We start from the raw sequence: 15,544 nt of genomic DNA on the forward strand, positions 1-15,544 counted from the left end.
AGAGGCTGTTCACCGTAATCCCCGATGTCAGCCTCCCGCGGCTCCCTGCCCAGTCCACCGACTCAGGGTGCCACCTCGTCCAGTGGTAGGCAGCCAACATCGGCGAACAACCGCGGGCTGCACCGTCGCGATGAGCACGACACCGTGTTGTCGCTGACCTCGGCCGTGCCGGGCTCGGTGTTCACGGCAGAAGCGTCACGCCGTCGCCGCTCCGGAGCTGACGCGACGCGCCGGCCGCCGCCCGGGCTGCCTCCGGGCTGGGGGCGGCCAGGGCCGCCTCGGCGATCTGGCGGCACTCGTCCAGGGTGTGCGCGGCCAGGGACTCGCGCACCGCTGGGATGCTGCGGGGCGCCATGGACAGGCTGGTGATGCCCAGGCCTGCCAGTACCAGGGCGAAATCGGGATCGGCGGCGGCCTCTCCACACACACCAACCGGCTTGCCCGCCTCGACGCCGGCTGCCGCGCAGGAGGCGAGGAGCGCGATCAGCGCGGGCTGCCACGGGTCGAGCAGGTCGGCGAGGTCGCCGCACATACGGTCAGCGGCGAACGTGTACTGGCTGAGGTCGTTGGTGCCGACGCTGAGGAAGTCCACCTGGCGCAGCACCTGGCTGGCGCGCAGGGCCGCGGCCGGCACCTCGATCATCACGCCGGCGGTTGGCAGGCCGTGCTCGCGGCAGGACTCAGTGAACGCTGCCGCCTCCGCCGCCGTGGCGACCATCGGCGCCATCACCCACACGTCGGCGTCCGCCGCCGCAGCCGCCGTCGCGATCGCGGCCAGCTGCGTGGTGAGCACGGCGGGGGTCTGCCGCGCGACCCGCAGACCGCGGACGCCCAGCGCAGGGTTGGGTTCATCGGCCAGACGCAGGAACGGCAGCGGCTTGTCGGCTCCGGCGTCGAGGGTGCGCACGACGATCTTGCGGCCGGGCAGCGCGGCGAAGACATCGCGGTACGCGGCAACCTGCTCCTCGTGCGACGGCGGGTCGTTGCGGTCGAGGTAGAGAAGCTCGGTGCGGAACAGGCCGACGCCTTCCACCTCGCCGGTGAGGTCGCGGGCGGAGCCGATGTTGGCCAGGAGCGCGATGGGATGGCCGTCCGCGGTCCGCCCCGGGCCTCGGGAGCGGGCGCGGCGTTCGATCTCCGCGAGTCGGTCCGCGTTGACGGTGGTCACCGTCTCGGCGGAGACGCCGGCCACCACGACGCCGCTCGCGCCGTCGAGAGTGGCCAGCGCGCCGTCGGCCACGTCCAGGATGCCGGCGCAGCGGACCACGGCCGGGATACCGAGTGTCCGGGCCAGGATCGCGGTGTGGCTGGTCGGCCCGCCCTCGGCCGTGACCAGACCCAGCACCAGGTCCGGTTCGAGGCCGGCGGTGTCGGCGGGCGCCAGGTCGCGGGCGATGAGCAGGTACGGGTGGCCAGGGTTCGGCACGCCTGGCATCGGCAGCCCCAGGCACGCGGCGACGAGGCGGTCCCGCAGGTCGTCCAGGTCGCTGACCCGCTCGGCGAGGTACCCGCCCGCGGCTTCGAAGGCGGCCCGATGCACGGCGAGCACGTCGGTGATCGCGTGCGGCGCGTCCACACCCCCGTCGATGGCGGTGTCGGCGGCGTCGACGAGCGTCTCGTCCTGCGCCATCAGCACCTGAGCGCGCAGGACCTCCGCGGCGGTCGCGTCCACTGCGGTGTCGGCGCGACGGGTGAGGTCGGCGGCGACGGCGAGGACGGCCGCCCGCACGGCCGCCTTCTCGGCCTCGGGATCAATGGTCTGCGCCAACGGCGGCAGGGCCGGAGGCGGGGCCAGCCGGTATACCGGCCCCGCCGCACCACCGGGGCTGGCCCCGATCCCCCGGAGTTCACGCATCCGCGGCGTCCAGATCACGTTCGAGGAGGTCAGCCAGGGTGTCGACGGCGTCCTGCGCGCCGTCGCCGTCGGCCTCCAGGGTGACCTCGGTGCCTTTCTTGGCGCCGAGCGACAGCACGGCGAGCATGCTGCGGGCCGGCACGGGTTTCTTGTCGCCGGTGCGGATGGTGACCAGCATCGGCTGCTTCGCCGCTTCGGCGACGAACAGCGCCGCCGGGCGGGCGTGCAGCCCGCTGGCGGAGCCGACGAGGACTGTTCGGGTGGGCAACGGATCCTCCTACGGTTCGATCGTCACCTTGATCGCTTCGCCGCGCGCCACGATGCCGAAGGCGTCGAGGGCGCGGTCGAGCGGCAGGCGGTGGGTGATGAGATCGGCGACCGGGACGGAGCCGTTGGCGATGAGTCGCAGCGCTTCCTTGTTGTGCTCGGGGCTGGAGCCGTTGGCACCGACGATGGTCAGTTCGCGGTAGTGCACGAGGTTGGAGTCCAGGGAGATGACCGGCTTGTCCTTCGGCAGGCCGCCGAAGAAGCTGATCCGGCCCTGCCGCGCGGACATCTGCACCGCCTGCTCCTGGGCGGCGCCGGCGGCCGTGGCGGTGATGACGACGTCGGCACCGCGCCCCTCGGTGAGCTTGAGTACCGCGTCGACGACGTCGGTCTCGGCGCCGCAGATCGCCGCGTCCGGCTCTACCAGGTTGGCGGCCAGATCGAGGCGTTCGCGGTTGAGGTCGACGAGGAACACCCGGGCCGCGCCGCGCGCCCGGGCCAGCCGGACATGCAGGCAGCCGATCGGCCCGGCACCCACGACGACCACGTCGTCGCCCTCCCCCACACCGGCGAGGTTCTGGCCGTTGAGGACGCAGGCGAGAGGTTCGGCGACGGACGCCTCGGCGAAGCTGAGTCCCTCGGGGATCCGGTTGAGCCCGTCAACGGCGAGGACGTTGTGCGGCACGACCAGGTATTCGGCGAACCCGCCGTCGAAGTGGTACCCCATCGACACCTGGTTGGGACACACGGTCATCCGGCCGCGCCGGCACTCGGCACAGTCACCGCACGGGATGGCGGCGATGACCTGGACCCGGTCCCCCGGCTGCCAGCCCGTGACGTCGCCGCCGACTTCGATGATCTCGCCGGCGATCTCGTGGCCCATGACGCGCGGTGGGGCGATGTGGTGGTGACCGAAGCGTGAGATCTTCACGTCGGTGCCGCAGGTGGAGCAGGCCCGGACGCGGATCTTCACGTCGGCGGGGCCCGGAATGGGCTCGGGCCCGTCCTCGATGCGGACGTCACCGGGTGCGTGGAACCGGACAACCTTCACGATGGCTTCCCTTCAAGGATGGTGATCACGTCATCGGCGCTCGTCGACTCCCGTAGCCGCTGCGCCTGCGCCGGGTCCATCAGCACCGAGGCGAGCTGGGCCAGAATGTCCACGTGCCCGTCGCCGGCCGCGGCGATGGCGACGCAGACCCGCACGTCGGAGCCGCCCCAGTCGACGCCGTCGGGGAAGCGCAGTACCGCGAGGGCGTCGCGCTGGATCGACTCCTTGCTGTGCAGCGTGCCGTGCGGGATGGCGACGCCCTCCCCGATGTACGTGGAGACGCTCTGCTCACGGGCGAGCATCGCGTCCACGTACGCCGGGGCGACCGCGCCGACCTCGACGAGTACCGCGCCGCAGCGGCGAATCGCCTCGTCCCGCGATCCGGCCCGTTCGTCGAGCCGGATCGCGTCACGGGCCAGCAACTCAGCCACTCAGCTCACCACCGCGCTGTACCGCGTTCACGACCCTGCTGACGGCCGGGTCGCCGATGAACACCTGGATCGGCACGATCACCTTGTCGGGCGCGCTGACCCTGGCTCGCGAGGCAAGCCCCTGGTGGCAGATGACCACGTCGGCGTCCGCCGGGATCGAGTTGACCGGTGTGTGCTCGACTGTCACCGCGCTCTTCGCCAGTTGCCGTCGAAGTTGGCTGGCCAGCATCACGCTGCTGCCCATGCCGGCGTCGCAGGCGACGACCACTTTCTTGATCTCGGTGCCGTTGATGGTGGGCATCTGGTTCAGACCTCCTGCTTCGCCGACTTGTCGAGGGTCTCGTCGGGGTCGACGACCCTTTCCTCAGCTGGGCCGACAGCCGTCTCCTCGTCCGGGCCGACAGCGTCCGCCGCGGGCTCGCCGCGACCGAAGCCGAGCAGGGCCGAGGCGACCGCGAAGGTGACGGCGGCGGCGATCACGACGCCGAGAATGACGCCGAAGTGGCCGCCCTTGGGAGTGACCGCGAGGTAGGCGAAGATGCTGCCCGGCGAGGGGGTGGCGACCAGGCCCGCACCGGTGATCACGAAGGTGCCGACGCCGGCCGCACCCCCGGCGATCATGGCGAGGATCAGCTTCGGCTTCATCAGCACGTACGGGAAGTAGATCTCGTGGATGCCGCCGAGGAACTGCACGATGATCGCGGCCGGGGCGCTGGGACGCAGCGCGCGGGGGCCGAAGACCATGAAGGCGAGCAGCAGACCGAGGCCGGGGCCGGGGTTCGACTCGATCATGAACAGGATCGACTTGCCCTTGTCGGCCGCCTCGGCGATGCCCAGCGGACCGAACACGCCGTGGTTGATGGCGTTGTTGAGGAAGAGCACCTTGGCGGGTTCGACCAGCACCGAGGTCAGCGGCAGCAGGTCCTTGCCGACGAGCCAGTCGACGCCCGAGCCGGCCTGCTTGGTGAGCCATTCGACCACCGGGCCGATGCCGTAGACACCGCCGATGGCCATCGCGGCCCCGATGATGCCGGCGCTGAAGTTGTCGACAAGCATCTCGAAGCCGGGACGGATCCTGTTCTCGACCAGGCCGTCGAACAGCTTGAGGACATAGGCCGTGAGCGGCCCAATGATCATCGCGCCGAGAATCATCGGCACATCCGCGCCGACGACGAGGCCCATGGTCGCCACCGCGCCCACGACGGCACCGCGCTGGCCGTGGACCAGCCGGCCGCCGGTGTACCCGATGAGCACCGGTAGCAGGATGCTGATGATCGGGCCGACCAGTTCGGCCAGGGTCTTGTTGGGCAGCCAGCCGGTCGGGATGAACAGTGCGGTGATCAGGCCCCAGGCGATGAACGCGCCGATGTTGGGCATGACCATCGCGGCCAGGTAGCCGCCGAGGCGTTGCACGGTGGCTTTGGGGCCCTGGCCCTTTACCTCTGGTGTGTAGGAAGAGGAGGTCACGGGGGTATCTCCTTCATGAAGGGCGGTCCAGACGGCCGCGGGGGAAGAAGCTCGTCCAGCTAGAGATGGATGGTGACGTCGTGGCGGAACATGTCCGCGGGGCCGGGCATCCGGCTGCCGGGCAGGCTCACCGCGGCGGCGCCCCAGGCCAGGCCCTCAGCGAGGGCGGCGGCACCCTGCGCGCCCGCGGCGAGGAACCCGGCGAGCAGCGCGTCGCCGGCACCGACGGTGCTACGGGGCCGGGCGACCGGACAGGTGCCGGTGCGGACCCCCTCGGCGTCGACCAGGACAGCGCCGTCAGCGCCGAGGCTGGCCACCACGGTGCCGGCTCCCCACGCCCGTAGGGTTTGGGCGGCATCGACCACATCGTCGAGGTCCTTCAGCGGGGTGCCGACCACGTCGGCCAGTTCGTCGCGGTTGGGTTTGAGCAGGGTCGCCCCGGCCAGGGCGGCCTCGCGCAGCGCAGGACCGCTGGTGTCGACGGCGACTCTGACGTTGGCAGCGCGCAGCTTCCGGCACAACTGGGCGTACGCGTCGGCGGGCAGGCCGGGCGGGACGCTGCCACACAGCACGACCCAGTCGGCACCGGTGGCGCGGGCGAGCACACGGTCGATCACCTCGTCGAACTCGGCGCGGCACAGGGCCGGGCCAGGTTCGTTGATCTTGGTGACCGTGCCGTCGGGCTCGGCCAGGGTGATGTTGGAACGGGTCCGTCCGGAGATCGACACGGCGAGGACCTCCACACCCTCGTCCTCGAGGAGGCGGATGAGCTGGTTGCCCTCGTCACCGCCGGACGGCAACACCGCTACCGAGGGAACCCCGTTGGCCAGCAGGGCACGGGATACGTTGACGCCCTTGCCGCCGGGGTCGAGGTGAGCGGTGGCAGCCCGGATGACCTCGCCCCGGGTGAGGGAGTCGACCTCCACGGCCCGGTCGAGGCTGGGGTTGAGGGTGACGGTGACGATCATGCGCGTACCACCCGAACGCCCGCGGACTCCAGGTCACCGACCAGGTCGAGGTCGGCACGGCTGTCGGTGATGAGCAGGTCGAGGTCGGCCAGCTCAGCGAACCGGGCCAGATAGTCGTTGCCGAGCTTGGTGTGATCGGCGAGCAGCACCGTGCGGCGGGCCGCGCGGACCATCGCCCGCTTCACCGCCGCCTCGGCCGGGTCCGGGGTGGTCAGTCCACGCTCGACCGAGATGCCGTTGGTGCCGACGAACGCGACGTCGACGTAGAGCTCCGCCAACGGCGCCAGCGCCCAGTCGTCGACGGTCGCGAGGGTCTTCCCGCGGACCCGTCCACCCAACAGCAGGACGTTGAGGTTGGCATAGGTACCGAGGGTCGTGGCGATGACCGGCGAGTTGACCACGACGGTCAACTCTCGGTCCACCGGCAGCAGCTGGGCCAGCCGGGCGGTGGTGGTGCCGGCGTCGAGGATGATGGCGCCCTCCTCCGGCACCTCGCTCAGGGCGAGCTTGGCGATGCGCTCCTTCTCCTCGATGAGCACCGCGTCCCGCGCCGCCAGCGCGGGCTCGAAACCGAGCCGTTCGACCGGGATCGCTCCACCGTGGACCCGGCGCAGCACGCCGGCCCGCTCCAGGATGGTGAGATCACGGCGGATGGTCTCCGACGTCACGTTGAGCCCGTCGGCCAGGCCAGCCACCTCGACCCGGCCCACATCCCGGGCGATGCGGAGGATCTCCTGCTGTCGTTCCTCGGCGTACATCTTGTTGTTTCACCGCCGTTTCGGTTTTGCTTGTGCTTTGTTTACGCCCGGTTATAGGCAAAGTCAAGAGAAGGGCCACAGAAACCCACACCGGGACGGTCGGCGAGTGCCGCGGCTCGCGCCAGCGTCCCGGTGTGGGGTTTGTGTCCCTACGACTCGCGCGCCCGGTTACGGCGGTGGTGGACGATCAGCGCGACCGCGCAGAGCAACGCCACCAGGCCGAACGCCGAGCTGATCCACTGGTTGTCCGCCGCGGTCGACAGCACCACGTTGGCCGCCGCGCTGACGAAGAGCACCAGCCACAGCAGCGGGCGCAGCAGGCCGCCCGGCTTCTTCGGTGCGGCGGCCGGGGCCTCGGTGATGCGGCACGGATCGGTCATGACTGCCTCCATTCGGCGAACGTTCCTCGACGCCGTCGACGCTAGGTAGGCGGCGCGGGCGGAGACGATCCCGCCAGCTCGACGACAGTGGTACAGCAGGCTGTACCTTCCGCGCCGGACTTGCTGGGCGGGGCTCGCGGTGGCCTATGTTGGCTGCGGAGGTGGGTCGATGGCGTACGTGCGGGGCCGGGTTCGCGCCTCGGTCGACGCCCTGGAGCACCTCGTCGGAGGGCTGGGCACCGCCACGCTGGCGCTGGGCGCGCTGCTCTGGGCGGCGATCGTGGCGGTGACCTGCCTGGGCGGGGTGGGGCTGCTGGCGGCGCCCGGTGCGTTGCGGGCGGTGCGCTCGGTGGCCGACCGCGAGCGGGCCCGGCTGTCCCGCGGGGGCGAGCCGATCCCCACGCCGGGGCCGGTGCCGGCCGGGTTGCGGGCGGCGACGCGCGATCCGTTCGTGCGCCGGGAGCTCGGCTGGGTCGCGCTGTACTCGCTCATCGGCCTGGTGACCGGGTTGGTCGGCCTCGCGCTGCCACTCTATGCCGTGCAGGACGTCACCTTCCCGCTGTGGTACCGGCTGATCCCTGCCGACGCCGGCGCACCGGGGATCGTCTGGTGGCGCGTCGACGGATTGTCCGAGGCACTCGCTGTCGGCCTGCTCGGGGTGGGCTGGCTGGCCGCCGCGATCTGGTTCAGCCCCGTCCTGGCCCGTCTCCAGGCCTGGCCGAGCCGGTGGCTGCTGCCTCCGCCGCCGGGTGTCGACCTGTCGCTGCGGGTGGCCGAGCTGACCGCCACCCGCGCCGCGGCCCTGGACGCCCACGTTGTCGAACTGCGCCGGATCGAGCGGTCGCTGCACGACGGCACCCAGAACCGGTTGGTCGCGGTCAACGTGTTGCTGGGCGCCGCGCGGCGGGCCGTGCGCCGCAATCCGGACCGCGCCGACGAGATCCTCGGGCAGGCGCAGGACGCTGCGGAACAGGCACTCGGTGAGCTGCGTACGGTGGTGCGCGGGATCCTGCCGCCGGTGCTGGACGACCGGGGTCTCGCCGGTGCGCTGGCGGGCCTGGCCGGCAGCTGCGCGGTGCCCTGCCGACTGGAGGTGGACGTGGCCGTGCGGTGCGCGGCCTCGGTCGAGGCCACCGCCTACTTCGTGGTGGCCGAGGCGCTGACCAACGTCGTGCGGCACAGCGGTGCGAGCCAGGTGGACGTGGCCGTGCGCCGCGAGCGCGGCCGGCTGCTGGTGAGCATCGAGGACGACGGGCGCGGCGACGCGGACGAGACACGTGGCTCAGGGCTCACCGGTATCCGCCGGCGGGTCGAGGCGTACGACGGCCGGATGACGCTGACGAGCCCGCCGGGAGGGCCGACGAGAATGGACGTGGAGCTGCCATGCGGATCGTGATCGCCGAGGACGACCCGCTGCTGCGTGAGGGTTTGGCGCTGCTGCTGCGGGCGGAGGATCTGGACGTGGTCGCCACGGCCGGTACTCCGGGCGAATTCCTGGTCGCCGTCGACGAGCATGCGCCGGACGTCGCGATCGTGGACGTACGGATGCCGCCGACCCACACCGACGAGGGCATCGTGGCCGCGGTGGAGGCCCGGCGGCGCCGTCCCGGCCTCGCGGTGCTGGTCCTGTCGGCGTACGTGGAGCAGGCGTTCGCCACCGACCTGTTCTCGGTCGGCGCCGTCGGGCTGGGTTACCTGTTGAAGGAGCGGGTGGGCCGGGTCGAGGAGTTCCTCGCCGCGCTGCACCGCGTCGCGGGCGGCGGCAGCGTGATCGACCCGGAGGTGGTGGCGCAGCTGCTCGCCCGCAACCGCCGGACGGACACGGCGCTGAGCGAGCTGTCGCCGCGTGAGCGTGAGGTGCTGGGGCTGATGGCCGAAGGGCTTGGCAACAGCGCGATCGCCGAGCGGCTGTTCGTCACCGACGGCGCGGTGCACAAGCACATCCGCAGCATCTTCTCGAAGCTTCAGCTTCCACCCGACGACCGTGCCGATCGGCGGGTCACCGCGGTGCTGCGCTACCTGAACGGCGATCGACGGTAGCGCCTGCTGTACCCGGACCTGGCAGCCCGCGGGATGGTTGCCGTTCTCCCACGTCAATAGCGTTTCTGGTGCGCGCAGTTCTTGCCGATGACACGGAGAGAGGCCACCAGAATGCCGGACTATCCGGGACAGACAACAGAACCGGCGGTACGCGTCGAACACCTCACCCGGGTGTACGACGCCGGCCGTGACCAGGTGGTTGCGCTTGCGGGCATCGATGTCGGCTTCGACCGGGGCACCTTCACGGCGGTGATGGGGCCTTCGGGCTCCGGCAAGAGCACACTGCTGCAGACCGCGGCCGGGCTCGACCGGCCCACCTCGGGTCGGGTGATCATCGGAGGCACCGACCTGTCCGGGCTGTCCGAGACCCGCCTGACCGGGCTGCGTCGTACCCGGATCGGGTTCGTCTTTCAGGCGTTCAACCTGATCGGCGCGCTCACCGTCGAGGAGAACATCGTGCTGCCCCTGCGTCTGGCCGGCGTCCGTCCGGACCGGGCCTGGCTGACCCAGGTGGTCGAGCGGGTCGGCCTCACCGACCGACTGCACCACCGGCCGGCCGCGCTCTCCGGCGGCCAGCAGCAGCGGGTGGCGATCGCCCGGGCGCTGGCCACCCGCCCCGAGGTGATCTTCTCGGACGAGCCCACCGGCGCCCTCGACTCGCGGACCGCGGCGGAGGTGCTGACGCTGCTGCGCGCGGTCGTGGACGAACACGGGCTGACCGTGGTGATGGTGACCCACGACCCGATCGCCGCGTCGTACGCGGACCGCGTGCTCGTGTTGGCCGACGGTGCGATCGTCGCCGACCTTCCGCAGCTCGGAGCCGCCCGTATCGCCGAGCACCTGGCGTCGCTGGATCGGCGGGTCCTCCGATGACCGGGCTCGCCGCCCGCCTGCTGCGGCACCGCGCCGGCCCCGCCGCCGCGACCCTGCTGGCCCTGATCGCCGGCGTGCTGATCCTGGTGGCGATGGGCACCCTCGTCGAGTCCGGGCTGCGTTTCCGCGCGGAGCCACGGCTCTGGGCGGCGGCCGACGTGGTCGTCGCCAACCGCACGGTCAGCCACACGTTCAAGGAGTTCGACGGCGACACCACCACGAGCACCGTCACGCTGCCCGAGGGCGGCACTGTGGACGCGACAGTGGTGGACCGGATCCGCCAGGTGCCGGGTGTCGCGGCCGTCACCGGCGACGAAGGGGTGCTGATCGGCTCACCCGCCGCCGTGGGCCACGGCTGGGACACGTACGCCTTCACCGGTCGTCCCATCGCCGCGGGTGCCGCGCCACGGGCCGACGACGAGGTGCTGGTCGACACCCGGCTCGGCGTGGCACCCGGCGACCGCATCGACCTGGTCGTCGGCGGGGTCACGCGGTCGTACCGGGTGAGTGGGACCGCCGAGACCGGTTCGGCGGCGGTGTTCTTCACCGACGCGCAGGCCGCCCGGTTGTCCGCCCACCCGGGCCGGGTGGATGCGATCGGTGTACGGATGGTGCCCGGCGGCGATCTCAGCGCGGTACGCGAGATCGCGTCGGCGGCCGGCGCCACGACGTACGCCGGAAAAGACCGTGGGAATGTCGAGCAGTCGGAGGACCAGGCCGCCCGGACCTTGCTGGTCGAGGCCGGATCGGCTTTCGGGGGGTACGTCGTCCTGCTGATCATCTCCGTGGTGGCCGGCACCATCGGGCTGTCCGTCCGGCACCGTCGCCGTGACCTGGCGTTGCTGCGCGCGGTCGCGGCCACGCCGGGGCAGGTGCGCCGCATGCTGATCGCCGAGGCCGCTCTGCTCGCCCTGGTCGGCTCTGCGATCGGCGGTCCGGCCGGCCTGCTGGCGGCCCGCTGGGTGCACGGCGAGCTGGTCGAGAGGGGGTTCGTGCCGGCCAGCTTCCCGATGGCCGGCGGCCTGTTCGCGGTGCCGGCCGCGGTCGGTACGGCGGTCCTCGTGGCGGTGCTCGCCGCGGTGGTCGCCGGACGCCGGGTCACCGGGATCAAGCCGATCGAGGCACTCGGCGAGATCGCTGTCGAGCCTCGGCGTAGCAGCCGGGTGCGGTTGGTCGCCGGCGTGCTGACGCTGGCGGCGGCCGGCACCTCCGGGGCGTTCACGCTCGGTGCCGCCGGGTCGACCGGGGCACTGGCCGGCGCGGTCGGCATGCTGTACCTGTTCGTCATCGCGGTGGCGCTGCTCGCACCGAGGATCAACGCGTACGCGGCACGCCTGCTCACACCGTTGCTGCCGAAGGTGTGGCGGGTCAGCGGCTACCTGGCCGCGGCCAATCTGCGGGCCAACGCGCAGGGCATGGCGACCGTCCTGACCGCCCTCGTGCTGTCCGTGGGGTTCGGCGGCTCGGTCTGGTTCCTGCAGACCAACCTGGAACGGCAGACCACCACGCAGAGCAGCGCGGGAACCCTCGCCGAGCGGGTACTTGTCGCTCCGGGTGGGCTGCCGGCGGACGCGGCGCGGGAGGTCCGCGAGTTGACCGGGGTGCAGGCGGCCACCGGTGTGCGCCGTACGCAGGTGGTGGTGCGTGCGCTCGGCGGAATCGAGCCGGTCAGCGCGCAGTCGGTCGACCCGGCGGGCATCACGTCCACGATGGACCTCGCCGTGCGCGAGGGCAACCTGGCCGACCTGCGCGCCGGCACTGTCGCCCTGTCCGCGATGCAGGCGTCCTCGTCCGGCTGGGACGTCGGCGATCAGGCCGAACTCTGGCTGGGCGACGGCACCCCGGTCACGTTGGACGTCGTCGCGATCTACGACCGTGGCCTCGGCTTCGGCGACGTCACACTGGCTGCCGAGACGGTCGCCGGGCACACGGCCGGGGATACCACCGACGAGGTCCTGGTCAGCATCGGCCCGGGAGCCGACACCGCGTTGGCCACGTGGTCGGCTGGGCAACCGGGCACCGAGATTCTCGACACCGCCACCCGTACCCGCCTGCTCAGCACCGATCTGGCGCTCGGAGCCTGGCTGAACCGGCTGCTGATCGGCGTGATGGTGGGGTACGCGGCCCTGGCGGCGGCCACCACGATGGCGATGGCCGCGCTGGCCCGCCGCCGCGAGTTGGCGTTGCTCCAACTGGTCGGCGTCACCCGCCGTCAGATTCGCGCGATGGTCCAGGCCGAACAGGCCGGGCTGCTCGGCACCGCGGTGCTGATCGGCGCGACGATCGCGGCGCTGACTTTGAGCGCGATCGTCAACGGACTGACCGGCAGCCCGATCCCGTACGTCCCGCCACTCGGTTGGGTAGCGGTGCTCGGCGGCACGACGCTGCTGGCGCTGGCAACCACGGTGTGGCCCGTCCGACGGCTGCTCAGCGCGCCTCCGATCGACAACATCGGTGTGAAGGAGTAGCCGTCGCGGGTCGCACATCGCTGACCGTGCCGCCTCCGCGGACATCGCTGAGGCGGCACGGTCGCATCGAGTTGAGCGCCGAGCGCGTGGTGCGCCCCGCCCACCCCGGCGTCGTGGCGGATCCAGCGCGGGAATGCGCGGCAACGCTGACCCGGACCTGAATTTCAAGCGCGACATATACACGGGCAGCTGCGTGGACTCAGACGGTGATCTCCCGCGGGTCGCGGTCGGCTCGCAACTGAGGCGGTCGACCCGCCACCCGCTCGAATGAGGTAGTGGTGAAGCCAGATGTACCAGCGACGTCTCACCCTGCCGTACTAGCCTCGACCGTCGGGATGCAGCACGACCTTGGTCCAGCCGTCGTTACGGGCGTCGAAGTTCTGGTACCCCGTTGGCGCCTCGTCCAGCGTGAGTTCGTGGGACACCAGAAACGACGGGTGGGCCTTGCCGGTAGAGATGAGGTTCATCAGCTGCCGGTTGTAGTTCTTCACGTTGCACTGGCCGGTTGCCATGGTCTGCCCCTTGAACCAGAACATGCCGAAGTCGAACGGCACCTTGCCCTGTTTCTGTAGCGGGTCCGGCGCTCCCGGGTCCTGAGGCACGTACACGCCGACCACGCCGATCGTGCCGCCGAACCGCACGGAGTGCACGAGGTTGTTCACGGTCAGCCCCGCCTTCTCCTGGCCACTCGGGTCGTGCGCCTGGTAACCGACGGCCTCACAGCCGCGGTCCGCGCCCATCCCGCCGGTCTGCTCCAGGATCTGGTCGACCGGTGATCCCTTCGAATCGTCGATCGGGATCGCGCCGATCTGCTCCGCCAGGCGCAGCCGGTCCGGATGGCGGTCGACCACCATCACCTTGTTGGCGCCCTTGATGATCGCGGAGTACGCGGCGAGCAGGCCAACCGGTCCGCCACCGTAGACCGCCACACTGTCGCCGGGTCGCACACAGGCGAGCTGGGTGGCGTGCCAACCGGTCGGGAAGATGTCCGACAGCATGACGTAGTCCTTCTGCCGGCTCATGTCCCGGGCGTCCGGCGGCAGGACCAGACAGTTGAAGTCCGCCCATGGCACCCGCAACAACTCGGCCTGACCGCCGTTGTAGGGACCCATGTCGGCGAACCCGTAGGCCGCGCCGGCCATGCCCGGCGCCGGGTTGGCCACCAGACAGAACGCGGTCAGACCCTGGTTGCAGTTCGCACAGCACCCGCACGCCACGTTGAACGGCAGGCACACCATGTCGCCGACCTTGACCAGATCGACCCCTTCGCCGACCTCGATCACCTCACCCATGTTCTCGTGCCCGAGCACGCGCCCAGACTCCATGTCCGTGCGTCCTTCGTACATGTGCAGGTCCGACCCGCAGATGTTCGTCGTCGTGATCCGGACCACGGCATCCGTCGGTCTCTCGATTCTCGCGTCCGGAACCTCCTTGACGCTGACCGTCCTCGGACCCTCGTACACGACAGCCTTCATCTGCGTTCCCCCGTTAAGAAGTTGCTCACTGCGTGAGCCCATGCCCCTTGCTGACGTCCACATCCTCGCAGACCGTTCCGATCCTTAAGCCCGTTTTGCGGCTTCCACCGGCCGCGCGAGTGGGTGTCGCGCGTAGGCGGGCGTACCGTCGGACATCTCCGGCCTGGGCAAACACGGCCGAGATGGTGGGGTGCCGGGTACGTGTCAGCGTGGCGGCGAGGCCTCCTCCAGTGGACGTCCATGGGCTCGGGTCGTGTCAGAGACGGCAACGCCGAGCAGGACCGCGGCTGCTGCTGCAGCGACCCCGAGGGGTGGTAGGCCAACCATGATCGGCGCCATGGCCGCGAGGACGAGGATCCCGATCGGCCGCGGCCAGGACACTCGGGCGAAGGCCACGTACTCGAATACTGAGCGCCCGGCGAGGAAGAGCGCAGGCCCTCCGAGGATGGCCCCGACCCAGGCGGGTTTGGCGTCTCCGGATGGATCTATGAGGACGAGTTCGGAGCCGGATGAGCTGGCGAGGATACCGGACACCATGAGCAGGTGCGCGAGCTCGGCCAACCGACCGAGCCGGCCGGGGTCGGCGGACGCCGCGATGGCCTCGCCCAGGATTTGGCCGGCCCGATAAAAGTAGATCCGCCACAGCAACACCGTGATGACGAACGACAAGGTGAGGGCCATTGTTCGTTGCGCCACGATCGGACCGCGGAGAAGACTCGATCCGGAGGTCAGGATCGTCTCACCGAGCGCGACAATGACAAGCTGCCAGTAGCGTTCGGCCAAGTGCTCGCCCGCGACGGCCCACGGGGACACCCGCGAGCGACCCAGCCCCGGCACCGGCCAGCCGAGTCTGGCCCCCAGGTAGTCGATCGCCAGGGCCACCGTCCACAGCGAATTGCGCATCACCTCGGGAGCGAAAGCTCCGGCGAGCCACGGCACGGCCGACGCGCCGAACCAGATGAGCGCCAGCAAATTGACGCGACGCAGATTGTGACCGCGCACGATGCCTACGAAGAAGAGGGTGCGACCCACCTGAATCGCGACATAAGTGCTCGCGAAGAGCAGACCAGTCTCGGCGAGAGCCCCCGAAATCGCGACCGCCAGGAGCAGGCTCCCGTACATCGTCGCAACGACAACGAACTGGATCGGCGGCTGAAACGGATCGAATCTGCTGGTCACCCATGCCGTCTGGGTCCAGATCCACCAGACCGCCAAGAACAGGAGCAGAGTCTCGCCGTTCTCCGCAAGGGAAGTGGTCAGCCTCTCCGCGACGTGACCCCTGGTGTAGTCCAACACCAACTCGTGCACAATCCGGGTGAGCGCAAAGACGAACACGAGATCGAAGAACAATTCCAGGAAGGTCGGCCGCTGCGGACTCTCACGCTGGCGCAGCAGATTGTCCACTCTATTCCTCGTCACCCAGCCCGCTCGCTTCGTCGACTAGTCGTTGAAGCAGTCGTACCACGTTGCCGCGGCGCCCACGGATAAAGACGCACCCCCGATGACCAAAT

The 15,544-nt window shown here is 70.6% G+C and carries 15 protein-coding genes; 4 read left to right on the top strand and 11 right to left on the bottom strand.

Annotated elements, in window-relative coordinates:
• Positions 1-181: 181 nt before the first annotated feature.
• The 9 genes from ptsP to ABZU52_RS09080 form a co-directional block, all read right to left on the bottom strand.
• Positions 182-1,855 carry a phosphoenolpyruvate--protein phosphotransferase gene (gene ptsP / locus ABZU52_RS09040; protein WP_354970515.1) on the bottom strand — a complete coding sequence of 558 codons (1,674 nt, stop codon included), beginning with the start codon at positions 1,853-1,855 and terminating at the stop codon, positions 182-184.
• On the bottom strand, positions 1,848-2,123 hold the full coding sequence (locus ABZU52_RS09045; protein ID WP_222957770.1) for an HPr family phosphocarrier protein: 276 nt from the start codon (positions 2,121-2,123) through the stop codon (positions 1,848-1,850). The genes ptsP and ABZU52_RS09045 overlap by 8 nt, the downstream gene beginning before the upstream one ends.
• A 9-nt stretch (positions 2,124-2,132) precedes the next feature.
• Positions 2,133-3,173 (bottom strand): zinc-dependent dehydrogenase, encoded by a 1,041-nt coding sequence (locus ABZU52_RS09050; RefSeq protein ID WP_354970516.1) that lies wholly within the window; start codon positions 3,171-3,173, stop codon positions 2,133-2,135.
• Positions 3,170-3,604, bottom strand: coding sequence for a PTS sugar transporter subunit IIA (locus ABZU52_RS09055; protein WP_354970517.1), 435 nt, complete (start codon positions 3,602-3,604; stop codon positions 3,170-3,172). Before ABZU52_RS09055 ends, ABZU52_RS09050 begins: the two co-directional genes overlap by 4 nt.
• On the bottom strand, positions 3,597-3,905 hold the full coding sequence (locus tag ABZU52_RS09060; RefSeq protein WP_354970518.1) for a PTS lactose transporter subunit IIB: 309 nt from the start codon (positions 3,903-3,905) through the stop codon (positions 3,597-3,599). Before ABZU52_RS09060 ends, ABZU52_RS09055 begins: the two co-directional genes overlap by 8 nt.
• Before the next feature lie 5 nt (positions 3,906-3,910).
• The gene (locus ABZU52_RS09065) at positions 3,911-5,071 is read right to left on the bottom strand and encodes a PTS mannitol transporter subunit IICB (protein ID WP_354970519.1); all 1,161 of its coding nucleotides are present in this window, start codon (positions 5,069-5,071) and stop codon (positions 3,911-3,913) included.
• Between the two features lie 59 nt (positions 5,072-5,130).
• A complete protein-coding gene (pfkB, locus tag ABZU52_RS09070) occupies positions 5,131-6,039 on the bottom strand; it encodes a 1-phosphofructokinase (protein WP_354970520.1) in 909 nt (302 codons plus the stop codon).
• A complete protein-coding gene (locus tag ABZU52_RS09075) occupies positions 6,036-6,797 on the bottom strand; it encodes a DeoR/GlpR family DNA-binding transcription regulator (RefSeq protein ID WP_354970521.1) in 762 nt (253 codons plus the stop codon). The genes pfkB and ABZU52_RS09075 overlap by 4 nt, the downstream gene beginning before the upstream one ends.
• Before the next feature lie 149 nt (positions 6,798-6,946).
• Positions 6,947-7,177 (bottom strand): hypothetical protein, encoded by a 231-nt coding sequence (locus tag ABZU52_RS09080; protein ID WP_354970522.1) that lies wholly within the window; start codon positions 7,175-7,177, stop codon positions 6,947-6,949.
• Positions 7,178-7,346: 169 nt separating this feature from the next.
• Between ABZU52_RS09080 and ABZU52_RS09085 the strand changes: the two genes are divergently transcribed.
• The 4 genes from ABZU52_RS09085 (at position 7,347) to ABZU52_RS09100 (ending at position 12,558) form a co-directional block, all read left to right on the top strand.
• On the top strand, positions 7,347-8,573 hold the full coding sequence (locus tag ABZU52_RS09085; protein WP_354970523.1) for a sensor domain-containing protein: 1,227 nt from the start codon (positions 7,347-7,349) through the stop codon (positions 8,571-8,573).
• Positions 8,561-9,217, top strand: coding sequence for a response regulator transcription factor (locus ABZU52_RS09090; RefSeq protein ID WP_354970524.1), 657 nt, complete (start codon positions 8,561-8,563; stop codon positions 9,215-9,217). Before ABZU52_RS09085 ends, ABZU52_RS09090 begins: the two co-directional genes overlap by 13 nt.
• A gap of 111 nt (positions 9,218-9,328) precedes the next feature.
• Entirely contained in the window at positions 9,329-10,090 is a 762-nt protein-coding gene (locus ABZU52_RS09095; RefSeq protein WP_354970525.1) for an ABC transporter ATP-binding protein, read from the top strand.
• On the top strand, positions 10,087-12,558 hold the full coding sequence (locus ABZU52_RS09100) for an FtsX-like permease family protein (RefSeq protein WP_354970526.1): 2,472 nt from the start codon (positions 10,087-10,089) through the stop codon (positions 12,556-12,558). The genes ABZU52_RS09095 and ABZU52_RS09100 overlap by 4 nt, the downstream gene beginning before the upstream one ends.
• Positions 12,559-12,875: 317 nt before the next feature.
• On the opposite strand, the gene ABZU52_RS09105 is transcribed toward ABZU52_RS09100, so the two are convergent.
• On the bottom strand, positions 12,876-14,075 hold the full coding sequence (locus tag ABZU52_RS09105) for a glutathione-independent formaldehyde dehydrogenase (RefSeq protein WP_354970527.1): 1,200 nt from the start codon (positions 14,073-14,075) through the stop codon (positions 12,876-12,878).
• A gap of 162 nt (positions 14,076-14,237) precedes the next feature.
• Positions 14,238-15,437: a low temperature requirement protein A gene (locus ABZU52_RS09110; protein ID WP_354970528.1), complete on the bottom strand. Its 1,200-nt coding sequence runs from the start codon at positions 15,435-15,437 to the stop codon at positions 14,238-14,240.
• Positions 15,438-15,544 lie beyond the last annotated feature (107 nt).

Source organism: Micromonospora sp. NPDC005220, from assembly GCF_040607895.1.
Classification (GTDB): domain Bacteria; phylum Actinomycetota; class Actinomycetes; order Mycobacteriales; family Micromonosporaceae; genus Micromonospora.